The organism is Rhodanobacter fulvus Jip2, from assembly GCF_000264315.1.
Classification (GTDB): Bacteria; Pseudomonadota; Gammaproteobacteria; order Xanthomonadales; family Rhodanobacteraceae; genus Rhodanobacter; species Rhodanobacter fulvus.
Genome location: NZ_AJXU01000081.1, coordinates 29678 through 52034 on the forward strand (window position 1 = coordinate 29678; position 22357 = coordinate 52034).

At 66.3% G+C, this 22357-nt stretch carries 22 protein-coding genes and 1 riboswitch; of the genes, 16 read left to right on the top strand and 6 right to left on the bottom strand.

From position 1 onward, the window contains the following. Nucleotides 1–67 precede the first annotated feature (67 nt). Nucleotides 68–262, bottom strand: a complete 195-nt coding sequence (locus UU9_RS16650; RefSeq protein WP_007082936.1) for a YbdD/YjiX family protein — start codon at nt 260–262, stop codon at nt 68–70. Beyond that, entirely contained in the window at nt 262–2334 is a 2073-nt protein-coding gene (locus UU9_RS16655) for a carbon starvation CstA family protein (RefSeq protein WP_040671292.1), read from the bottom strand. Before UU9_RS16655 ends, UU9_RS16650 begins: the two co-directional genes overlap by 1 nt. A 176-nt stretch (nt 2335–2510) precedes the next feature. Here UU9_RS16655 and UU9_RS16660 point away from each other — a divergent pair, with 176 nt between their 5' ends. The 5 genes from UU9_RS16660 (at nt 2511) to UU9_RS16680 (ending at nt 6222) form a co-directional block, all read left to right on the top strand. Beyond that, a complete protein-coding gene (locus UU9_RS16660; RefSeq protein WP_007082938.1) occupies nt 2511–3308 on the top strand; it encodes a DUF4197 domain-containing protein in 798 nt (265 codons plus the stop codon). A gap of 79 nt (nt 3309–3387) precedes the next feature. Further along, entirely contained in the window at nt 3388–3924 is a 537-nt protein-coding gene (gene def / locus UU9_RS16665; protein WP_007082939.1) for a peptide deformylase, read from the top strand. Nucleotides 3925–3984: 60 nt separating this feature from the next. Continuing rightward, a complete protein-coding gene (locus UU9_RS16670) occupies nt 3985–5163 on the top strand; it encodes an erythromycin esterase family protein (protein WP_156804338.1) in 1179 nt (392 codons plus the stop codon). Nucleotides 5164–5220: 57 nt separating this feature from the next. After that, nucleotides 5221–5502, top strand: a complete 282-nt coding sequence (locus UU9_RS16675) for a DUF427 domain-containing protein (RefSeq protein ID WP_007082941.1) — start codon at nt 5221–5223, stop codon at nt 5500–5502. Nucleotides 5503–5616: 114 nt separating this feature from the next. Next, nucleotides 5617–6222: a flavodoxin family protein gene (locus tag UU9_RS16680; protein ID WP_007082942.1), complete on the top strand. Its 606-nt coding sequence runs from the start codon at nt 5617–5619 to the stop codon at nt 6220–6222. A gap of 93 nt (nt 6223–6315) precedes the next feature. Here UU9_RS16680 and ftrA read toward each other — a convergent pair whose 3' ends face one another. Then, nucleotides 6316–7323, bottom strand: coding sequence for a transcriptional regulator FtrA (ftrA, locus tag UU9_RS16685; RefSeq protein ID WP_007082943.1), 1008 nt, complete (start codon nt 7321–7323; stop codon nt 6316–6318). An 87-nt stretch (nt 7324–7410) separates the two neighbouring features. Here ftrA and UU9_RS16690 point away from each other — a divergent pair, with 87 nt between their 5' ends. Next, nucleotides 7411–7812, top strand: a complete 402-nt coding sequence (locus UU9_RS16690) for a rhodanese-like domain-containing protein (RefSeq protein ID WP_007082944.1) — start codon at nt 7411–7413, stop codon at nt 7810–7812. A gap of 42 nt (nt 7813–7854) precedes the next feature. Continuing rightward, complete coding sequence (locus tag UU9_RS16695; protein ID WP_007082945.1) at nt 7855–8397, top strand: GNAT family N-acetyltransferase; 543 nt, start codon at nt 7855–7857, stop codon at nt 8395–8397. A 148-nt stretch (nt 8398–8545) separates the two neighbouring features. Here the strand turns inward: UU9_RS16695 and UU9_RS16700 are convergent, their stop codons facing one another. After that, nucleotides 8546–9277, bottom strand: coding sequence for a hypothetical protein (locus UU9_RS16700; RefSeq protein WP_007082946.1), 732 nt, complete (start codon nt 9275–9277; stop codon nt 8546–8548). 202 nt (nt 9278–9479) lie between these two features. On the opposite strand from UU9_RS16700, the gene UU9_RS16705 reads away from it, so the two are divergent. Next, nucleotides 9480–9713 (top strand): hypothetical protein, encoded by a 234-nt coding sequence (locus tag UU9_RS16705; protein ID WP_040671294.1) that lies wholly within the window; start codon nt 9480–9482, stop codon nt 9711–9713. Nucleotides 9714–10099: 386 nt separating this feature from the next. Here the strand turns inward: UU9_RS16705 and pyrF are convergent, their stop codons facing one another. Continuing rightward, on the bottom strand, nt 10100–10912 hold the full coding sequence (pyrF, locus tag UU9_RS16710; RefSeq protein ID WP_007082948.1) for an orotidine-5'-phosphate decarboxylase: 813 nt from the start codon (nt 10910–10912) through the stop codon (nt 10100–10102). A 111-nt stretch (nt 10913–11023) separates the two neighbouring features. Here pyrF and UU9_RS16715 point away from each other — a divergent pair, with 111 nt between their 5' ends. Further along, nucleotides 11024–12562: a hypothetical protein gene (locus tag UU9_RS16715; RefSeq protein ID WP_007082949.1), complete on the top strand. Its 1539-nt coding sequence runs from the start codon at nt 11024–11026 to the stop codon at nt 12560–12562. Between the two features lie 216 nt (nt 12563–12778). Here UU9_RS16715 and ettA read toward each other — a convergent pair whose 3' ends face one another. Further along, complete coding sequence (gene ettA / locus UU9_RS16720; protein WP_007082950.1) at nt 12779–14443, bottom strand: energy-dependent translational throttle protein EttA; 1665 nt, start codon at nt 14441–14443, stop codon at nt 12779–12781. Nucleotides 14444–14630: 187 nt separating this feature from the next. On the opposite strand from ettA, the gene glyA reads away from it, so the two are divergent. From glyA to ldcA, 7 genes are all read left to right on the top strand, one after another. Next, nucleotides 14631–15884, top strand: a complete 1254-nt coding sequence (glyA, locus tag UU9_RS16725) for a serine hydroxymethyltransferase (protein WP_007082951.1) — start codon at nt 14631–14633, stop codon at nt 15882–15884. A 105-nt stretch (nt 15885–15989) separates the two neighbouring features. Continuing rightward, entirely contained in the window at nt 15990–16502 is a 513-nt protein-coding gene (nrdR, locus tag UU9_RS16730) for a transcriptional regulator NrdR (RefSeq protein WP_007082952.1), read from the top strand. Between the two features lie 66 nt (nt 16503–16568). After that, nucleotides 16569–17735 (top strand): bifunctional diaminohydroxyphosphoribosylaminopyrimidine deaminase/5-amino-6-(5-phosphoribosylamino)uracil reductase RibD, encoded by a 1167-nt coding sequence (ribD, locus tag UU9_RS16735; protein ID WP_050982474.1) that lies wholly within the window; start codon nt 16569–16571, stop codon nt 17733–17735. A gap of 54 nt (nt 17736–17789) precedes the next feature. Continuing rightward, on the top strand, nt 17790–18815 hold the full coding sequence (locus UU9_RS16740; RefSeq protein ID WP_007082954.1) for a Gfo/Idh/MocA family protein: 1026 nt from the start codon (nt 17790–17792) through the stop codon (nt 18813–18815). A 151-nt stretch (nt 18816–18966) separates the two neighbouring features. Beyond that, nucleotides 18967–19133, top strand: a riboswitch (FMN riboswitch). A gap of 130 nt (nt 19134–19263) precedes the next feature. Beyond that, entirely contained in the window at nt 19264–19905 is a 642-nt protein-coding gene (locus tag UU9_RS16745; RefSeq protein ID WP_007082955.1) for a riboflavin synthase, read from the top strand. Nucleotides 19906–20040: 135 nt separating this feature from the next. Beyond that, the gene (gene ribB, locus UU9_RS16750) at nt 20041–21129 is read left to right on the top strand and encodes a 3,4-dihydroxy-2-butanone-4-phosphate synthase (RefSeq protein WP_007082956.1); all 1089 of its coding nucleotides are present in this window, start codon (nt 20041–20043) and stop codon (nt 21127–21129) included. Between the two features lie 194 nt (nt 21130–21323). Beyond that, nucleotides 21324–22247 carry a muramoyltetrapeptide carboxypeptidase gene (gene ldcA / locus UU9_RS16755; RefSeq protein ID WP_007082957.1) on the top strand — a complete coding sequence of 308 codons (924 nt, stop codon included), beginning with the start codon at nt 21324–21326 and terminating at the stop codon, nt 22245–22247. Nucleotides 22248–22357: the final 110 nt, after the last annotated feature.

The window sequence follows — 22357 nt, forward strand, 5'->3', positions numbered from 1 at the left end:
GGCTTCAGCCGCGATGCTCTGCAGCTGTCCCAAGAGCATCGCGGCTGAAGCCGCTCCCACAGGTGTCTCAGCAGCAGCGTCCGCCGCCGCCCTTGTAGCGCGCTTCCTGCCGCTCGCGGAAAAACTCGCCGTAGCTGGGCACCGTGCGCTCGGGGTGATGCTCGCGCAGATGCTTCACGTAGACGTCGTAGTCGGGGATGCCGCAGCACAGGCGGGCGGTCTGCACCGCCCACTTGCGTACAGCGTTCAACGTGGTGGCCATCATGACGCCACGCTGCCCAACGCCACGTAGGGCTCTTCGTGCGCGGTCGGATGGTTGGCCTGCCAGCCCTTGACCAGAGCGCGCAGGCAGAACGCCACCATCACCACGATCAGCAGCATGAACAGGCCGGTGAGCGCCATGTCCACGTAGTTGTTGGTGACGATCTGCTGCATGGCGGCCGGGGTCTTGGCCGGCGCCAGCAACTGGCCCTGCTGCAGGGCGGCGTTGTACTTGTTGGCGGCGGCGGTGAAGCTGATCGGGCCGACCAGTTTCTGGTAACCAGCAGTCATCGTGCAGATGATCAGCCAGATCGCAGGGATGCCCGGCACCCACACGTAGCGCTCGCGCTTGAGTTTCACCACCACCACGGTGGCCAGCATCAGCGCGATCGCGGCGAGCATCTGGTTGGCGATGCCGAACAGCGGCCACAAGGTGTTGATGCCACCCAGCGGATCGACCGCGCCCTGATACAGGAAATAGCCCCACAGGAACACGCAGATCGCGGTGGCCAGCAGGTTGCCGGTCCAGGAATTCGTCTCCTGCAGCGGCTTGTGGATCAGGCCGGCGATCTCCTGGATCATGAAGCGGCCCACGCGGGTGCCGGCGTCGACGGTGGTCAGGATGAACAGCGCTTCGAACAGGATCGCGTAGTGGTACCAGAATGCCATCATGCCGCCGCCGGGCATGATGTTGTGCAGCAGCTGGGCCATGCCCACGGCCAGCGTGGGCGCACCGCCGGCGCGGCTGAGGATGCTGTTCTCGCCGATGTCCTTGGCCGTCTGGATCAATTCGGCCGGCGTGACGACGAAGCCCCACTGGCTGATCGTGGTGGCCGCTTCCTGCACCGTGGTGCCGATGATCGCGCTGGGCGAGTTCATCGCGAAGTACACGCCCGGGTGCAGGTAGGTGGCGGCGATCAGCGCCATGATCGCCACGAAGGCTTCGCACAGCATGCCGCCGTAGCCGACCATGCGCGCCTGGCCTTCGTTGGCCAGCAGCTTGGGCGTGGTGCCGGAGGCGATGATCGAATGCCAGCCCGATACCGCGCCGCAGGCGATGGTGATGAACAGGAACGGGAACAGGTTGCCCGAGAACACCGGGCCGGTGCCGTCGATGAAGCGGGTCACGGCCGGCATCTGCAGGTCCGGCGCGGCGATCAGGATGGCCAGCGCCAGCAAGGCGATGGTGCCGATCTTGAGGAAGGTGGACAGGTAATCGCGCGGCGCCAGCAACAGCCACACCGGCAGCACCGAGGCGACGAAGCCGTAGCCGATCAGCCACCAGGCCAGCGCCTTGGCGTCCATGTCGAACAGCGGCGCCAGGGTGGCGGAGTCGGCCACGAACTTGCCGGCCCAGATCGACACCAACAGAAGAACCAGTCCGATGATCGACACTTCGAGGATGCGCCCGGGGCGGAACCAGCGCATGTAGCCGCCCATCAGGAACGCGATCGGGATGGTGGCAGCCACGGTGAACGTGCCCCACGGACTGTGCGTCAGCGCCTTGACCACCACCAGCGCCAGCACGGCCAGCACGATCATCATCAGCACCAGCACGCCGATCATCGCCACCAGACCAGGCACCGGGCCCAGCTCCTCGCGCAGCATGTGGCCGAGTGAACGCGCGTCGCGGCGCAGCGACAGGCCCAGGATCATGAAGTCCTGCACCGCGCCGGCAAATACCACGCCGAACAGGATCCACAGCGTGCCCGGCAGGTAACCCATCTGCGCGGCCAGCACCGGGCCTACCAGCGGGCCGGCGCCGGCAATGGCGGCGAAATGGTGGCCGAACACCACCCACTTGTCGGTGGGCACGTAGTCCAGCCCATCGTTGCGCAGCACGGAGGGCGGCGCGCGGGTGGGGTCCAGCTTCAACACGGAGTGTTCGACGAACTTGCCGTAGAAGCGGTAGCCGATGGCGAAGATCGCCGATGCGGCAGCCACCAGCCAGATCGCATTGATCGGCTCGCCCCGTCTCAATGCCACCACGCCCAGGCAGAAAGCACCGATGATGGCGATCGCGGCCCAGACAATCCTGCTGGCGGCGCTCGGCGGGGGAACGGTGGCTTGCATCGTCTGCATGGCAACTCCTCCTCGGCAATACCGCAAGACTCCGCCCGACGGCGGCGATGGTCAATGCCAAAGAAGGCCAGCCGGACTAGCCATTGGTCGAATTGCGGGATCCGTGCACACCGCGTCACAGGGGCGGCGCTACACTGCCCGGCCCGCCGCCATCGAGGAAATACGCCATGCGCATCGCGATACGTCACGGTTTGTGCGGTCTTGCCCTGGTGGTTGTCGCGTTGCCGGTGGGCGCCGCCGGGTCCAATCAATTCAAGGACTTGCTGAACAGGGTCAAGCAGTCGACCCACACCTCGAATACGTCGCAGGTGGGCAGCAACCTGCCGACCAGCGACATCGCCGCCGGCCTCAAGGAAGCGCTGGCCAAGGGCACCACCAACGCCATCAACAGCCTCGGCCGCGACGGCGGCTTCTGGAACAACGCCAAGGTGCGCATTCCCCTGCCGGGCAAGCTCGAACAGGCCGGCCAGCTGGCCAGGCAACTGGGCCAGGGCGCCAAGGTGGATGCGTTCGAGCTGAGCATGAACCGCGCCGCCGAGAAAGCGGTACCGCAGGTGGCCGGGATCTTCGGCGACGCGATCCGCAAGATGACGCTGGACGATGCGCGCGGCATCCTCACCGGCGGTGACCACGCGGCCACCGATTTCTTCCGCCGCGTGGCCGGCGATGCGTTGACCGCGCGCATCCATCCCATCGTGGCCCAGGCCACCGACAGCGCCGGCGTCACCCGGAAATACAAGGCGTTCACCGCCGGCAGCGGTGGTGGCCAGCTCGGCAGCGTGCTCGGGGCGCTGGGCGGCGGAAAGTCGAACAAGGGCGGCAGCCCGCTGGACCTGGACGACTACGTGACGGCGAAAACGCTGGACGGCCTGTTCACCGAGATCGGTGCGCAGGAGCAGTCGATTCGCGAGAACCCCGCCGCACGAAGCACCGAGTTGCTGAAAAAGGTGTTCGGCGGCCAATAGCCCGGCGCGGCCCTGAGCCCTTGTTCACGCGGCGGCCGCCACAATTTCGGGATGGATGTTTCCTGATGGAGAGGCTCGCATGATTCGCGAAATCCTGAAGATGGGCGACCCCCGGCTGCTGCGCGTCGCCCCGGCTGTGCCCACGGCGATGCTGGGCAGCGCGGAGCTGGATGCGCTGATCGCCGACATGTTCGACACCATGCACGATGCCGGCGGCGTGGGCCTGGCCGCGCCACAGATCGGCGTCGATCTGCAACTGGTGATCTTCGGCTTCGACCAGAACGAGCGCTATCCCGACGCACCGGCCGTGCCGCGCACGATCCTGCTCAACCCGCTGATCACGCCGCTGTCGCAGGACATGGAAGAAGGCTGGGAAGGCTGCCTGTCGGTGCCGGGCCTGCGCGGCGCGGTGAGCCGCTATTCCCTCATCCGCTACCAGGGCGTCGACCCGCAAGGCACCCGCATCGACCGTACCGCCGAAGGCTTCCACGCCCGCGTGGTGCAACACGAATGCGACCACCTGATCGGTCGCCTGTACCCCTCGCGCATTACCGACTTCAGCAAATTCGGCTACACCGACGTGCTGTTTCCGGGGCAGGACCTTACAGACGATTGAGCGGACGGGAGAAGGGCGTTGTCGTTGACGAACAGGGCCGGACGACAGGTGGCCATCTTGATGGTGTGGCTTCTGGTGTGCACGGTAGCGACATCGGCATGGGCGCAGCCCACGGTCCGTCCCGAGCGTGCCGGTGCAGCAACAGCCGGACTTGACCCCGTGATCCAGGCGGTCTGCTCGAAGCAGGTCGTGCTGCTTGGCGAGGATGGGCACCATGCGGGCGCCACAACCATCGCGGTGAAGACGTCGCTGGTCAGGCGATTGGTCGGGGAATGCGGTTTCAGCGGTGTGGTTTTCGAAAGCCAGTTCTACGACATGCTGGATTTCGAGCAATCCATTGCCAGGGGTACGGCAACTCGGGAGCAACTCGCGGATGCCATCGGTGCACTGTGGTCGCGCTACGCTGCGTTCGCGCCGCTCGAGCGCTGGCTGTTCACCGAGGCGCAAGCAGGGCGTGTACGGGTGGCAGGCATGGACCCTCAAGTCGGGGGTATCACCGCCCACTATTCGCAACAACAGTTACCGACGGATTTGTCGTCCGTGCTGGCCGGCGACCGACGCAAGGCGTGCAGCATCATCATCGGGCGCCACAACCGCTGGGAATACGACGATACCCATTCTTTCGATGCCAGCGCGCTGAAGCAGTTGCGCGGTTGCCTGGGGGATATCCGGACGAAGCTCGGGGCGAAAGACGCCAAGCCATCCCCTGCGCTGATCGCGATGACGGACTCGTATGCCCGCTACCTGGATTTTGCGGGGGTAGACCCTCTTGGCCTGCGCGATCGGGCGATGTATCAGAACTTCGTCTGGATCCGCGCGCATTGGCCGGCGAACACGCGAATCGTGGTGTGGTGCGCCAGTGTGCATGCGGCGAAAACACTTGAGGGCGTCAAACCGAGTGTCCGCCCGCTGGGAAGTTATCTGACCGAATCGCTGGGCGATCGCGCCGCCGCGATCGGCTTCAGTGCGCTCGGCGGCAGTTACGGCCAGGTGGGTGGGCATGGAACGCCGCGATCCCTTGCCGCGGCGGCACCGGACACCATGGAGTCACGAGCCTTTGCCACAGCGGGGCTGGTCGCATTGCGCTTCGTCGGTCACACAGAGCTCGCGTCGATGGGCAAGATACCAGCCCGCGCCCTGGACTACGGAAAGTTCCACGCGCTGGACTGGTCGCGAGTGCTGGACGGCGTGATCGTCCTGCGGAAAGAGACGGCCGCAAAGGCCGTGCCGGTTAACTGAGCTCGTTGTCCCGCGCATGAGTGGCCGGATGCCGCAACTACCTCCCGGAGATGAAAGATGAAAGCGATCTGGAACGACACCGTGCTGGCCGAAAGCGACGACACCGTCGTGGTCGAAGGCAATCACTACTTTCCCGCCGCCTCGTTGCGAGAGGAATATTTCCGCGAAAGCGATCATCACAGCGTGTGCCCGTGGAAGGGCACGGCCAGCTATTACGACGTGGTGGTCGGTGACGCGGTGAACGCGCAGGCCGCGTGGTACTACCCGCAACCGAAAGATGCCGCGGCGCAGATCGCCGGCCGCGTGGCGTTCTGGAAAGGGGTGCGCGTCGCCGACTGATACGGTGGGCTTTGTGCCCGGCCACCGAATCCATGCGGAAGCAACACATGACACTGACCGCATCTCGACATCCGCAGGCGCAGGCTGGATAGCCCCGTTATCCAAGGAGCCGCCATGCTTTCCGCCTTCGGCCTCAACTGCACCCTCAAAACCGGCAACGAATCGTCGTCCACCCAGAAACTGCTCGACCAGGTGCTGGGTGCGCTGCAGGACTACGGCGTGACGACCGCCTGCGAGCGCGCCGTCAACCACGACATCAAGCCCGGCGTGAAAACCGCCCAGGGCCCGGGCGATGCGTGGCCGGCGCTGCGCAAGCGCATCGACGACGCCAACATCTTCGTGCTGGCCACGCCGATCTGGATGGGTCAGCCCTGCAGCGTCGCCAAGCGGGTATGCGAACGGCTCGACGCCGTGTTCGGGGAAATCGACGAGCACGGCGTCTATCCGACCTTCGGCAAGGTCGCCATGGTCTGCGTCGTCGGCAACGAGGACGGCGCCCACCACGTCACCGCGGAGATGTACCAGGCGCTCGCCGATGTCGGTTTCAGCATCCCCGGCGGCAGTTCCAGCTACTGGGTGGGCGAGGCGATGCACAAGACCAACTACATCGATCTTGAGGAAACGCCCAAGGCGCTGGCCGGTGCGATCAAGACGCAGGCCTGCAACGCGGCGCATCTGGCGCAGCTGCTGCAGGGGAGCCCGTATCCGCCGACCAAGTAGCCGCTGGATCGTCTGGTCAGGCAGTCCGCTGTGACGAGTCGTGGTGCTCGATGAAAGTGGCGACGCCGCAGCGGCGGCAATGCACGTCCGCCATCAAACAGCAGCAGGCCCCGATAATTCCCTGGCCGAGGCAAAGCGCGCCTTGTACGCGCCGGGGCTGGTGCCGAGCTTGCGGCGGAAATGGTGGCGCAGCGTAACGGCGCTGCCGAAGCCGCATTCCTGCGCGATGGCGTCGATGGACAGCGACGAACCTTCCAACAGCTCGCGTGCGCGGTCCACCCGCGCCGCGATCAGCCAGTCCGTGGGGCTGCTGCCGGTCGCCTCCCTGAAGCGGCGCATGAAGCTGCGTTCGCTCATCGCGGCCATCGCAGCCAGTTCGGCGATCGACTGGCGGCTGGCCAGTCGGCGGTGCATGGTCTCGATCACTTTCGACAGCGGATTGCTCGGCCGCCTGGGCACCGGTCGTTCCACGAATTGCGCCTGGCCACCATCGCGATGCGGCGGAATCACCAGCCGTCGCGCCACCTGGTTGGCGATGTCCGGGCCGTAGTCGCGCCGAACCAGGTGCAGGCACAGGTCCAGGCCCGCCGCGCTGCCGGCGGAGGTAAGCAACTGACCCTCGTCCACGTACAGCACCGCCGGATCGACCGTGATGCGCGGGTACCGGCGTTGCAGCGCGTCGGCGTAGCGCCAGTGGGTGGTGGCGCGCCGCTCGTCAAGCAGGCCGGTGGCCGCCAGCACGAAGGCGCCCGAACAGATCGACAACAGCCGCGCGCCGCGCGCGTGCGCCTCGCGCAGCGCGTCCAGCACGCGCATGGGCACCGGCACGTCGATGCCCTTCCAGCCGGGAATGATGATGGTGCCGGCTTCGACCAGCCGGTCCAGCCCGGCGTCCGCCATCACTCGCATGCCGTGCTGGCCACGCAAGGGGCCGCGCTCGGCAGCGCAGGTTTCGAAGCGGTACCAGCCTGGCTGCAGTTCGGGCCTGGGCAGGCCGAAAACTTCGGCCGCACAGGCAAACTCGAAGCCGCACAAGCCGTCATACACCAGCGCGGCGACCAGCGGATTGCGCGCGATGGCGCGGCGGCGTGAGGTTGGCATGATCTGATCGAATCGTGTCGTTTTCGCCAATTGTGCGCGCGCCGACGGAACCGAACAATGAGCTTCCCTCCAGCACCGGAAGTCGCCATGTCCAACGCCGTCACCCAGACTCCCGCCGCGCCGCCCGCGCAGGCACTGCAGCATTTCGAGGCCGCGTTCGCGTTCGAGACCGATTGCTGGGATACCCACGACGCGCTGCGGCAGGGAAATCCCGGTTTCGTGCTGATCGACGCACGCAGCCCGGCACATTACGCGCGCGGGCACGTTCCCGGCGCGGTGAACATCCCGCACGGCAAGATCATCGCGTCGCGCCTGGCGACATATCCCGAGTCAACGTTGTTCGTGGTGTATTGCGCCGGCCCGCATTGCAACGGTGCGGCGCGCGCCGCGGTACGGTTGGCCCGGTTGGGACGGCCGGTGAAGCTGATGGCGGGCGGCATGGCCGGTTGGCTGGATGAGGGGTTCGAACTGGCCATCGGCAATGCGTGAGCCGTGGCAAATCCCGCGCCATGCAGGACAGTTCCTCCAGCCATGCAACATGCACCCGCCGCTGGCGTCGACGGTGGCGGCATGAAGGCGGGTGCCGCGGCGTGCGAGATACGGCCGGTATCGCGCCAGGACGTGCCGACGCTGGTGCTTCTCTGCGCGGAACACGCCAGCTACGAGCGCGCCATGCCGCTGCCGGTGGGTATCGGCGAGGGATTGGAGCGGGCGCTGTTCTCGCCCTCGCCGCGGCTGCACGCATGGGTGGCCGAAGCGCACGGCGAGCTGCTCGGGTACGCGACCGCCACGAGCGCGTTCTCGACCTGGCAGGCGCGCGAATTCCTGCACATGGATTGCCTGTTCGTGCGTGAAGGGCGCTGTGGCGACGGCATCGGCATGTCGTTGCTGGCGGCGGTCATCGCGGCCGCACGGCACGCCGGCTGCGCGGAAGTGCAGTGGCAGACACCCGACTGGAACACCGGCGCGGCACGATTCTATCGTCGCGCCGGCGCCATCGAAGTGCCCAAGCGCCGATTCTTCCTGCCGCTCGATGACTGCGCCGAATCATGCCGCGCGAGTGACAGCGACTGATCGATCGGGCGCAGGCCGCCGTCGTGTTCCGGGATGCGCCAGCGCATCGGCTCGACCATGACAAAGCGCCGGGACGAGTACGCCAGCGGCATCGGCAGCGACGCGCCGATGCCCGTACGCAGCGATTACCGCGTACGGGCGCAATGACTCAGTGCTTTTCGGTTTGTGCCGCTTTCGCTGCGGATGCGGCGTCGTCGAATTGCCAGGCCGGCTTGCTTTTTCCATCGATATTGAGCCGCGCGTGCGGCAAGCCGTCCATGCCATTGAACTTGATGTGAGCGCGTTCGGCGTCCGTGCCCATTTCGATGGCAGAGTCCCGCGCCTTGGGGTCGCCGTAGTTGATGTACATTCCGGCAAAATTTTCCTCGTCATCGACCATCAGGCCAATGGCCTCATACGGGGGCTTGGCGCGATCGAGCGCGAGCCCGACACGTCCGGTGCCCATGAATGCCATGCCGCCGCGCTCGCTGCCCTTGGTGTCGTAGAGCGTCATGCCGTAGTTGTTGTCATCACCTCTTCGCTTGTAGGTCTTGCCATCGATATGCAGCGTGGGGATTTGCCCGAGCGCCAGGCGATCAGCGCCCGTCTTCCCGAGGAAAATGATGCTGTCGGATGCACTGTCCTTGCGCGTACGGTCCTTGCTGGCCGGCACCGGCGCGCCGATCAGGATGCGGTCATGGCCTTGCGCATCGGTGATCACCAGGCCCTGTGCCCGGAGAATCGGGTCCGGTTTGGTCGGTGTATCCGGCTTGCGCAGCAACGACACGGCAGCCAGTGCAATCACCGCCAGCAGGGCGATGATCACCAGGAGGCGTAAACGCGCCACCTCACGTTGCAGGCGGTTCCAGTCTTCCATGCGAATGTCGATCTGCTCGGCCATGCGTCGTCTTCCTTTTTTGGGGATGGGGAACTGCGCGGCTCGGCGAGCGACACGTCGCGGACGAGGGCGCAGCGCTCAAGATTACAGCGGCGGGGGCAGGGCGCGCGCGCGGGCCATGGGCGAAATCGGCGATGGCGTAGAGTGGTCGCTTGGCGGAATCCCGCCCGGGAGAAGTTCGGTGAAGAAAGAAGACGAAACGCACATGCAGATTGTGTCCGCCGACATCAGCTCGGAATCGCTGACGGGCATGGTGATTTTCCGGCCGCATTGCGTGTCGCGCGTGGGCCGTACGCTGCCCACCGTTGGCAAGGCGGGCAACTGGTACGCGCTGCGCCCGGCCGAAGTGCGCAGCTTTGCGCGTGCCTTGCTGGATGCCGCCGATGCACTGGATCTGAAGGCGAAGACGCTGCAGGCCGCCAAGGCGGCGACCGGCTGAGGCTTGCGTACTCGACACTGCTCAGGATCGTCGCTGTGGTTGCGCCAACGCTACTACCTCGCCGCCCTGGGCGCCGTGGTCGGGCACGCAGGGCGGCATGTCGCGATCTCAGCGTGACAGTGATGGCGAGGTGGATGTTGCTTGCGCGTTGGCGTCGGTGGTGCCGTCGGATATTTCGTCCCGAGGCAAACGCGATACACAGCTTGGATAAGGGGCCTTTTCGCCCGCAACTTTCGCGCACAAAAACACCGGCATCAGTTGCTCCAGCCGCGCCACCCAGCGTGTCTTGTCGAACGCGACGCGGGCCGCTTGCGCCGGGCTGCGCTCGGCCCACTGGATCGTGTAATAGTCCTGCGCACCCTTGATGGCGAGGGAAAGGTCGCGCGCTAACGGTAGCGGTTGATGGTGTCGCGCAGTTCGGTCGCGGCGGTGCGCGCGGCGATGGCGAAGTCCTTGTCGTTGCCGGCGTAGATGATGCCGCGGGAGGAGTTGATCATCAGGCCGCTGCCGTCGGTGGTACGGCCGGCGTGCATCACCGCCTCGATGTCGCCGCCTTGCGCGCCGATGCCGGGCACCAGCAGCGGCATGTCGCCCACCAGTGCACGCACCTGGCGGATTTCGTCGGGCCAGGTGGCGCCGGTGACCAGGGCGCAGTTGCCGTGCGTGTTCCAGTCGCGGGCGATGGTTTCGGCCACGCGCAGGTACAACGGCACGCCGCCGCAATCCAGCGCCTGGAAATCCGCGCCGCCGGGATTGGAGGTACGGCACAGCAGGATCACGCCCTTGTCCGCGCGATCCAGGAACGGCTGGATCGAATCGCGGCCCATGTACGGGTTCAGCGTCACTGCGTCGGCACCGTAGCGGTCGAACGCCTCGGTGACGTAGTGCTGCGCCGTGCTGCCGATGTCGCCGCGCTTGGCGTCCAGGATCACCGGCACGCCGGGATGGCGCTGGTGGATGTGGGCGATCAGGCGCTCGAGCGCATCTTCGGCACGCAGGGCGGCGAAGTGGGCGATCTGCGGTTTGAACGCGCAGGCCAGGTCGGCGGTGGCGTCGACGATGGCGCGGCAGAAGGCGAACACCGCGTCGGGCGCGCCCTTGATGTGCGCGGGGAATTTCGCCGGGTCCGGATCGAGCCCCACGCAGACCAGGGTGTCGTGCTGGCGCCAACGTTGCTGCAGGGCGTCGGAAAAGCGCATGGTCACTCTCGAGTCGGCGGGATCGGTTGGCCATTTTAGCGGCTGGCGGGATTTTTCGTTTATCGTCGACGAGAGTGATCTGTCATCTCGAAAACCGCGAGGCCCTAGCCCATGACGCACGAGATTTCCGCCAGCCGACGTCGCTTCCTTCAGGTCGGCGCCACGGCCGCTGCCGTGGCGCTGATCAACCCGCTCGCCGCGAAACCCGGTGGCGGTTCCGGTGGAACGCCAGTTCGCGCCACGCTGAAACTGGGCGAGTCGGTGACCGGTCGCACGGTGCCCTCCGGGCTGGTCGGCCTGAGTTTCGAAACGCTGCAGATGCACGACACGCGCTATTTTTCGGCATCGAACGAGGCGCTGATCGGCCTGCTGCGCCGGTTGAATCCCGCCGGCGTGCTGCGCATCGGCGGCAATTCCAGCGACTTCTCGGCGTGGAGCGGCTACACCGGTGCGCTGCCGCCGATGCCGCAGTTGCCGAACGCGGTGTACAAGCGGCCGTACATGGTTACGCCCGAGCAGTTGGCGAACCTGGCCGGCTTTCTCGACGCCACCGGCTGGCGGCTGGTATTCGGCGTCAACCTGCGCCGCGGTTCGCCGGAAATGGCGGCCGAGCTGGCCGAGGCGGTGCAGCGCGCGGTGGGCGACCGGCTGCAGGCGATCCAGATCGGCAACGAACCGAGCCTGTACAAGCACGCGGATGGCAGCGCCTTCAGCTACGACGAGTACATGGCGCTGTGGCGCAAAACCGCCGGGGCGATCCGCCAGCGCGCGCATGTGCCGATCGCCGGCCCCGACACCAGCAACGAAATCGACTGGGTGCTGAAGTTCGCCCGCGACACCGACGACATCGTGGCGCTGACGCACCACTACTACCGCGGCGGCGCGCCGGCGCCCACCACCACGGTGGCGCAAATGCTGGCGGGCGATCCCGGCTTCATCAGCCAGGCGGAACAGGTTGCCAAGGTGGCGGCGGCGAAGAAGCTGCCGTTCCTGCTCACCGAGGCCAATTCCTACTGGGGTGGCGGCAAGCTGGGCGTCAGCAATACATTTGCCTCGGCGTTGTGGAGTGGCGATTTCACGCTGGCTTGCGCACAGGCCGGCGTGGACGGCATCAACATCCACTCCGGCACGCTGTCGGTGCTGGAGGCCTCGCTCAACAAGAACGTGGCGACGGCGCCGAACGGCGCGAACCTCAAGCAGCGGCTGGATGCGATCAGCGGCCGCTACACACCGATCGCCGGTGACGTGGGCCAGGGCTGGTACCCGCGCCCGCTGTATTACGGCTTGCTGCTGGCGCAGCAGTTTGGCGGCGCGCGCTTCGTGTCGGCGGAGCTGGCCGCGAACGGCGCCAACCTCACGGCCTACGCGGCCGACAGGAACGGCCAGCGGCTTATCGCGCTGTTCAACAAGGATTTGCAGCGCGACGTGACCGTGCGCATGGAGCTTGGCGCGCCCGCGTCGCGGCTGCGCCTGTGGCGGCTGGAGGCCGATTCGATCGACGCCATCCACGACGTGCGCCTGGCCGGCAACGAGGTCGCCGGCAACGGCGACTGGTCGCCGCGCCACGAGGAAACCGTGGCCGTCGACGGCAGCCACGCCCAGGTGCGATTGCCGCGCGGCAGCGCCGCGCTGGCCTTTGTCGAAGCCTGAGTCACCCCGCGGCCCATACCGTCATTCCTGCGAAAGCAGGAATCCAGCGCCTTCCGCGACGCTTGGGAAAGACGCTGGACCCCAGCGTGACCAGCTTCGCTGTTGAGAAGCACTTCGCTGGGGTGACGGACGTTGGGGTTTTCGGAGCAGGTGGGAAGCGCGTGCGAGCCGCCTTTCCGAATCCCGACTCCCCATTCCCGATTCCCGAAGCTCGCCTCAGGCGAGCTTCTTGTACTTCACCCGCTTCGGACCCGCGTCGTCGCCCAGGCGGCGCTTCTTGTCGGCCTCGTACTCGTTGTAGTTGCCGGGGAAGAACTCCACGTGCGAGTCGCCTTCGAACGCGATGATGTGGGTGGCGATGCGGTCGAGGAACCAGCGGTCATGCGAGATCACGATCGCCGAGCCGGGGAATTCCAGCAACGCATCTTCCAGCGCGCGCAGGGTTTCCACGTCCAGGTCGTTGGACGGCTCATCGAGCAGCAGCACGTTGCCGCCCTGCAGCAGGGTCTTGGCCATGTGCAGGCGGCCGCGTTCGCCGCCGGACAGGCTGCCGACGATCTTCTGCTGGTCGGTACCCTTGAAGTTGAAGCGGCCGATGTAGGAGCGCGACTGGATCTCGAAGTTGCCGATGGTGAGGATGTCCGAACCGCCGGAGACTTCCTGCCACACGTTGTTCTTCGGGTCGAGCGCGTCGCGCGACTGGTCGACGTAGGCCAGCTTGGTGGTGTGGCCCAGCTTCACCTCGCCCGAGTCCGGTGTTTCCTTGCCCATGATCATCTTCATCAGGGTGGATTTGCCCGCGCCGTTCGGGCCGATCACGCCGATGATGGCGCCCGGCGGCACCTTGAACGACAGGTCCTCGATCAGCACGCGGTCGCCGAACGACTTGGTCACGTTCTTGAACTCGATCACTTCCTGGCCCAGGCGCTCGCCCGGCGGGATGAAGATCTCGTTGGTCTCGTTGCGGCGCTGGTAGTCGACCGAGTTCAGTTCCTCGAAGCGGGCCAGGCGGGCCTTGCCCTTGGACTGGCGGCCCTTGGCGGCCGAACGCACCCACTCCAGCTCCTTGGCGATCGCCTTCTGGCGCGATTTCTCCTGGTTGGATTCCTGCTTCAGGCGGGCGTCCTTCTGCTCCAGCCATTCGGTGTAGTTGCCCTTCCACGGAATGCCGCGGCCGCGATCGAGTTCGAGAATCCACTCGGCGGCGTTGTCGAGGAAGTAGCGGTCATGGGTGACCGCGACGACGGTGCCGGGATAGTCGTGCAGGAATTTCTCCAGCCAGTCGACCGACTCGGCGTCCAGATGGTTGGTCGGCTCGTCCAGCAGCAGCATGTCGGGCTTGGACAGCAGCAGGCGGCACAGCGCCACGCGGCGCTTTTCGCCACCGGACAGCGGGCCGACGACGGCATCCCACGGCGGCAGGCGCAGCGCATCGGCGGCGACTTCCAGCTGACGCTCCAGCGCATGCGCATCGTTGGCGGCCAGCAGGTTTTCCAGCTGTTCCTGTTCCTTGGCCAGCTTGTCGAAATCCGCGCCGTCCTCGGCGTAGGCGGCGTACACCTCTTCCAGCCGCTTCTGCGCGTCGAGGATTTCGGAGACGCCTTCCTCGACCACTTCGCGCACGGTCTTTTCCGGGTTCAGGTCCGGCTCCTGCGCCAGGTAGCCGATCTTGGTGCCCGGCTGCGCGCGGGCCTCGCCCTGGAAGTCCTTGTCCACGCCGGCCATGATCTTCAGCACGGTGGACTTGCCCGCGCCGTTGACGCCGAGCAGGCCGATCTTGGCGCCGGGGAAGAAGCTGAGCGAGATGTCCTTGATGATCTGGCGCTTCGGCGGGACGATCTTGCTGACCCCGTTCATGGTGTAGATGTACTGCGAGCTCATGCAACCTCCGAAAGCGTGCGCCGCGCCGGTGGATCGGCACGACAAGGGGAATTCATCAAACCGCGCATTATAGCGGCTTGTGCCGTCGCGCCGATGAACCCGCGCGAAGCCACCTGCCGGTGGCCGCAAAAGCACGGCAGCGCTACAATTTCCGGCTAAATCCCGCCACCACCCTGCCGAGGCCAGAATGTTCCCCAAGGACTGCACGATTGCCGGTTATGACGACGAACTGGCCAAGGCCATCGCCGATGAAGGCCAGCGCCAGGAAGATCACGTCGAGCTGATCGCCTCGGAGAACTACGCCAGCCCGCGCGTGCTGGAAGCGCAGGGCTCCAAGCTGACCAACAAGTACGCCGAAGGTTATCCGGGCAAGCGCTACTACGGCGGTTGCGAGTATGTGGACGTGGCCGAGAAGCTGGCCATCGAGCGGCTGAAGCAGTTGTTCGACGCCGACTATGCCAACGTGCAGCCGCATTCCGGCTCGCAGGCCAATCAGGCCGTGTACCTGGCGCTGCTGCAGCCGGGCGACACCATCCTGGGCATGAGCCTGGCGCACGGCGGCCACCTCACCCACGGCGCCAAGGTCAACGTCTCCGGCAAGCTGTTCAATGCGATCCAGTACGGCGTCGACGAGAACGGCCTGATCGACTATGACGAAGTGCAGCGCCTGGCCACCGAGCACCGGCCGAAGATGCTGGTCGGCGGCTTCAGCGCCTATTCGCAGGTGGTGGATTGGGCCCGCATGCGCAAGATCGCCGACTCGGTGGGCGCGCTGTTCTTCGTGGACATGGCCCACGTCGCCGGCCTGATCGCCGCGGGCGTCTACCCCAGCCCGCTGCCGCACGCGCACGTAGTCACCTCCACCACGCACAAGACCCTGCGCGGACCGCGCGGCGGTCTCATCGTGAGCAAGGGTGCGGGCGAAGAAATCGAGAAGAAGCTGCAGTCGATCGTGTTCCCCGGCATCCAGGGTGGCCCGCTGATGCACGTGATCGCGGCCAAGGCGGTGGCGTTCAAGGAAGCGCTGGAGCCCGAGTTCAAGGAATACCAGGCGCAGGTGGTGAAGAACGCCAAAGCGATGGCCAAGGTGTTCATCGAGCGCGGCTACAAGATCGTCTCCGGCGGCACCGAAAACCACCTGATGCTGGTCGACATGATCGGCAAGGACGTCACCGGCAAGGCCGCCGAGGAAGCGCTGGGCAAGGCCCATATCACCGTCAACAAGAACGCCGTCCCCAACGACCCGCGCAAGCCCTTCGTCACCTCCGGCCTGCGCGTGGGCACGCCCGCCGTCACCACCCGCGGCTACAAGGAAGCGGACGTGACCGAACTGGCGAACTGGATCTGCGACGTGCTGGATGCGCCGGAAGACGAGGCGGTGATCGCCGCGGTGCGCGGCAAGGTCACTGAACAGTGCCGCAAGTTCCCGGTGTATGGCTGAGAAGCCGGGAATCGAGATTCGGGATTCGGGATTCGGAAGAACCCGGATTCCCGCGCGTTTGCGCTTCTCACGAATCCCGAATCCCGTCTCCCGAATCCCGTAAAAATGCACTGCCCCTTCTGCCAGCACGAAGACACCCGGGTGATCGACTCGCGGCTGACCGAGGACGGCAGCACGGTGCGGCGCCGGCGCGAGTGTCCGCAGTGTGGCGAGCGGTTCAATACGTTCGAGACGGCCGAATTGAAGTTGCCGACGATCGTCAAGAGTGGCGAGCGGCGCGAGACGTTCGACGAGCGCAAATTGCGGGTGAGTTTCGAGCGCGCGCTGCAGAAGCGGCCGGTGCCCAGCCATGATGTGGACAGCGCCGTGCGCACCATCATCAACGACCTGCGCCGCAGCGGCGAGCGCGAGATTCCGTCGCGCCAGCTGGGCGAGCTGGTGATGCGCGAGCTGAAGAATCTGGACCAGGTGGCGTACGTGCGCTTCGCCTCGGTCTACCGCAAGTTCGAGGATGTGCACGCGTTCCGCGAGGAAATCGAGAAGCTGGAGCGTGATTTGCCGGGGTTGTCCGATCTGCAGTTGCCCCTGCTGGGCGGCGGCAAGCGTGAAGGCAAGTGACGTGCACCGCCGCCCTGTAGGAGCGGTGCGGTGAGCGCCTCTTTCTCCGCCACCGACCACGCCCACATGGCCCACGCCTTGCGTCTGGCCGAACGCGGCCTCTACACCACAGCACCGAACCCACGCGTGGGTTGCGTGATCGCCCACGGCGACGAGGTGGTCGGCACCGGTTTTCACCAACGCGCGGGCGAACCGCACGCCGAGGTCTACGCCTTGCGCGAGGCCGGCGAACGTGCCCGCGGCGCCACCGCCTACGTCACGCTCGAACCGTGCGCCCATCACGGCCGCACGCCGCCATGTGCCGATGCGTTGATCGCCGCCGGGGTAGGGCGGGTGGTGGTGGCGGCCGAAGACCCGTTCGATCAGGTCGATGGCCGCGGCGTGAGTCGCTTGCGCGCCGCCGGCATCGCGGTCGAAACCGGCCTGATGCGTGAAGCCGCGCGCGAACTGAATATCGGGTTTTTCAGCCGCATCGAGCGCGGCCGCCCGTTCGTGCGGGTGAAGCTGGCGATGAGCCTGGACGGCCGCACCGCGCTGGCCAACGGCGATTCGAAGTGGATCACCGGCGAGGCCGCCCGCGCCGACGTGCAGCGCTGGCGCGCGCGCAGCTCGGCCATCCTCAGCGGCAGCGGCACCGTGCTGGCCGACAACCCCCGCCTCACCGTGCGGCTCGCTTCTAGCTCCCTCTCCCCCGGCTCCGCCGGGGGAGAGGGTTGGGGTGAGGGGGCTGCTTTTGAAGCCAGAGCCCCCCTCACCCAACCCTCTCCCCCAAGCAAGCTTGGAGGAGAGGGCTTCAAGCCTCTGCGCGTCATCCTGGATCGGCAACTACGCACCCCCGCCGGCAGTCACGTGCTCGATGGCTCGGCGCCGACCCTGCTAATCCATGGGGAATCCGCCTCTTCCTGCACCGACGACCGCTTCGCGCACATCAAGCGCCTCGCGCTACCCACGCCGGCCGATGCCTTCGATCTGCACGCGGTGCTGGCCCTGCTGGCCCAACGCGATGTCAACGAAATCCACGTGGAAGCCGGCCCCAGGTTGTGCGGTGCGCTGTTCGCCGCCGGCCTGGTCGACGAGCTGCTGCTGTACATCGCGCCGTTGCTGCTGGGCAGCGAAGCGGCGCCATTGATGCACCTGCCCAGCCTGACCGACATGGCCTCGCGCTGGTCGTTGCGCCTGCTGGACCAGCGCATGCTGGGGCCGGACATCCGCCTGCGCCTGCGGCCGGGCTGACTTCTGCCGCGCCCCGGCGCACCCGATCATCTTTCCGCACAAGGAGCCCGTCGCATGAGCAGTGCCCATCCCGAAACCATCCGCTGGGGCATCATCGGTTGCGGCGACGTCACCGAGATCAAGAGCGGCCCCGCGTTCCAGAAAACCCCGCATTCCGCGCTGGTGGCGGTGATGCGCCGCAACGGCGAAAAAGCGCGCGACTACGCGCAGCGCCATGGCGTGCCGAAGTGGTACGACGACGGCCAGGCGCTGGTCGACGATCCCGACGTGGATGCCGTCTACGTCGCCACGCCGCCGTCATCGCACAAGCACTACGCGCTGATGAGCATCGCGGCGGGCAAGCCGGTCTACGTGGAAAAGCCTATGGCGATGGACGCGGCCGAGTGCGCGGCCATCGTGGCCGCCGGCCGCGCCGCCAACGTGCCGGTGTTCGTGGCGTATTACCGGCGCATGCTGCCGCGCTTCCACAAGATTCGCGAGCTGCTGTTCGACCAGCACGCCATCGGCACGCCGCGCTCGGTGCATTGCGTGCACACCGCGGCGCACAACCCGCGTTACAGCGAGCCGCAGTCGGTGCACTGGCACGTGCGCCCGGAGATCTCCGGCGGTGGCTTGTTCGTGGACATCGGCTGCCACACGCTGAACATCCTGGACTGGCTGTTCGGCCCCATCACCAGCGTCAGCGGCCACGCCAGCAACCAGCGCGGCAGCTATCCGGCGGAGGACAGCGTGGCGATGGCGTTCGCGTTCGGCAACGGCATGATCGGCACCGGCCTGTGGAATTTCGATGCGCTGCAGCGGCACGACCTCACCGAAGTGGTGGGTGATGCGGGCCGGCTTTCCTTCGCCACCTTCGGCGACGGCCCCATCCGGCTGGAGAACGCCGCCGGCGTGCGCGAATTCAACATCGAAAACCCGCGCGCCATCCAGCAGCCGCTGATCGAAACCATCGTGGCCGAGCTCACCGGCCATCCGGGCAGTTGCCCGGACGTCACCGAAAGCGGCGTGCGTACCAGTTGGGTGATGGATCAGGTTTTGCGCGATTACCGACGCAAGACCGGGCAGCGCATCGGGTTGTAGCTCGGCGCGCGCCGCCCTTGTGGGAGCGACTTCAGTCGCGATGCCTTTGCTTCGACATCCTGGAGAGCATCGCGACTGAAGTCGCTCCCACAAAGAGCATGGGCTTGTTGGCGATGGTGCTAGACTCCGCCAGTCGGCTTTGCCGGCAGTACGACGTCTTCAGGGCGGGGCGAAATTCCCCACCGGCGGTAGGCCTTTCGAGGCGAGCCCGCGAGCGCTTCCGCCATGCGGAAGGTCAGCAGATCCGGTCCAATGCCGGAGCCGACGGTTGGATGCGGGCAACCACATCCTCAAAGTCCGGATAAAGAGAAGACGGCACGGCACACGCTTCGCGGCGTGCGTCAGGCCTCATGCCTTGAGGCGTTTTTCGCTTTTTTCGACGCGGGAAACGTTTCATGAAAATCATTCAGTCATGGCATCGCCTCGCCCTCCCGCCGGAGGTGCGCTGATGTTTACCGGCATCATTCAATGCGTGGGTCGCATCGCGCGGCTCGAACCGCGCGGCGGTGACGTGCGGCTGCACGTCGATACCGCCGACCTCGATCTCGCCGACGTGCAACTGGGCGATTCCATCGCCGTCTCCGGCGTCTGCCTCACGGCGGTCACGCTGGAAGCGCGCGGTTTCGCGGCGGACGTCTCCAACGAAACGCTGTCGCTGACTTCGCTGGGAAAACTGAAGGCCGGCGATCCGGTGAATCTGGAAAAGGCCTTGCGCCTGGCCGACCGTCTGGGCGGCCATATGGTTTCCGGCCATGTCGACGGGCTGGGCAAGGTGGTGTCGATCACGCCCGATGGCCGCTCCCAGCGCTGGACCTTCGAAGTGCCTGCCAGCCTGTCGCGCTACATCGCCGCCAAAGGCTCGGTCTGCATCGACGGCACCAGCCTCACTGTCAACGAAGTGTCGGGCCATCGCTTCGGCGTCAACCTGATCCCGCACACGGTCGAGCACACCGCGTTCCACGCGCGTCGCGTGGGCGATGCGGTGAACATCGAGGTGGATGTGGTGGCGCGCTATATCGAGCGGCTGCTGTCCAGCGGCGAGACGCCGAAGCTGGATGAGGCCTTCCTCAAGCAACACGGTTTCGCCTGATCTCTTTGCTCCTCCCCCTGTTCGCAGGGGGAGGTTGGGAGGGGGTAAGGCTTTTGATTTTCAGATCAAGAGCAACCCCTCCCCAACCCTCCCCTGCGAGCAGGGGAGGGAGAACATCCTTCCCAAGGAACACCCATGCCCTTCAACACCATCCCCGACATCCTCGAAGACATCCGCGCCGGCCGCATGGTCGTCATCGTCGATGACGAAGACCGCGAGAACGAGGGCGACCTGATCATGGCCGCCGAGAAAGTGCGCGCCGAAGACATCAACTTCATGGTGCGCGAGGCGCGTGGCCTGGTCTGCGTCACCCTCACCGAGCAACGCACGCGCCAGTTGGGCCTGAAGCCGATGGTCAGCGACAACACCTCGGCCTACCACACCAACTTCACCGTCTCGATCGAGGCGGCCGAAGGCGTCACCACCGGCATTTCCGCCCACGACCGCGCGCGCACCATCCAGGTGGCGGCGCAGGCGGATGCGAAGCCGCAGGACCTGACCCAGCCCGGGCACATCTTTCCGCTGACCGCGCTGCCGGGCGGCGTGCTGAGCCGCGCCGGTCACACCGAAGCGGGCTGCGACCTGGCAGCGCTGGCGGGGCTGGAACCGGCGGCGGTGCTGATCGAGATCCTGCATGAAGACGGCTCGATGGCGCGGCGGCCGGAGCTGGAGATTTTTGCGCGCAAGCATGGCCTGAAGATCGGCTCCATCGCCGACCTGATCCGTCACCGGCTGGAAACCGAGAAGACGGTGCAGCGCGTGCACGAGGAAGATGTACAGACCGAGTTCGGTGCGTTCCGGCTGGTCGCGTACCGCGACGTGATCCGCAAGGGCCTGCACTTCGCCCTGGTGCGCGGCACGGTGGATGACGGCGCGCCGGTGCTGTCGCGTGTGCACGTGCGCAACACTTTGTCCGACGTGCTGCATCTGCAACGCGACGACCTCGGCATAACCCTGACCGCGGCCCTGCGCCGCATCGCCGACGAGGATCGCGGCGTGCTGCTGGTGCTGTCGGGCGACGACACGCCCGACGCCCTGCTGGCCGGGCTGCAGCGCCAGCCCCAGCCCGAACCGGCACGCGACGCGCAACAGGAGTGGCGCGAACTGGGCCTGGGCGCGCAGATTCTGGCCGACCTCGGCGTGCACCGCCTGCGCGTGATCGGCACGCCGCGCAAGCTGGTGGGCCTGGGCGGTTTCGATCTGGAGGTTGTCGAGTACGTTTGACCGTACCGGCCCTGAACCTGTGGGAGCGGCTTCAGCCGCGATGCTTTTTACGGGATTCGGGATCCGGGATTCGGGATTTGGAAGAGCCAAGAGCATCGCGGCTGAAGCCGCTCCCACACATCGCGCCATGTCTCCGCCCTGCAACCGCCACCCCATCGCCGCATAATCGACCGTCGCCCACCGAACCCAAGCCCATGCCCGAAACCCGCATCCGCCTGATCGCCCCTTCCGGCTATCCGCACGATCGCGCCGCCATGACGCGCGGCGTGGAGCGGTTGCGCGTGGCCGGTTGCGTCGTGGATGCCCTGGATGTACTCGACCGCAGTGAGCAGCGCTACGCCGGCAGCGACGCCCAACGCACGGCGGATATCAATGCGCTGGCCACGCTGGATGCGCTGCCGGATATCGCGCTGGCCATCCGCGGCGGCTACGGCGCCACCCGGCTGCTGGCCGACCTGCATTACGACGCCTTGCGCGAGCGGCTGGGCGGCAGCAACACGCTGCTGGTCGGCTATAGCGATTTCACCGCGCTGCAACTGGCGCTGCATGCGAAAAGTGGGCTGTGCACCTTCAGCGGCCCGATGCTGGGCGCGGATTTCGGCGCGGAAGCGCTGAGTGATTTCACCTGGCGGCATTTCTGGCAGACCGCCCGTTCGCCCGATTCGCACGTGTCGTGGCGCACCGCGTCCACCACCGAGCTGGACGCGGAAGGCCCGCTGTGGGGCGGCAACCTGGCGGTGCTGTGCAGCTTGGTCGGCACGCCGTATTTTCCCGCGATAGAGGGCGGCATTTTGTTCGTCGAGGACGTGGGCGAACCGCCATTCCGGATCGAGCGGCTGCTGTACCAACTGCACCTGTCCGGCGTGCTGGGGCGACAGCGCGCGCTACTGCTGGGTGATTTCAGCCAGTGCCGGCCCAGCGGCTACGACAACGGCTATGGCTTGGCCGACAGCTTTGGGCAGATCCGCACCGCTAGCGGCATCCCGGTGATCGACGGCCTGCCAACCGGCCACGAACCGGACAAGTTCACGCTGCCGTTCGGCGCACTGGCGCGGTTGCGGGTAGGCGCCGGCGAGGCGCAGTTGAGTTTCAGCGGATACCCGCATTTATCTCCGTAGCCGCTCCTCCTCCTGCAAAGCAGGGGGAGGTCGGCGACTGTAGGGAGTCCTTTAGGTGAGGGGGTTACGCTTTTGATTTCAAGATCAAAAGCGACCCCTCCCCAACCCTC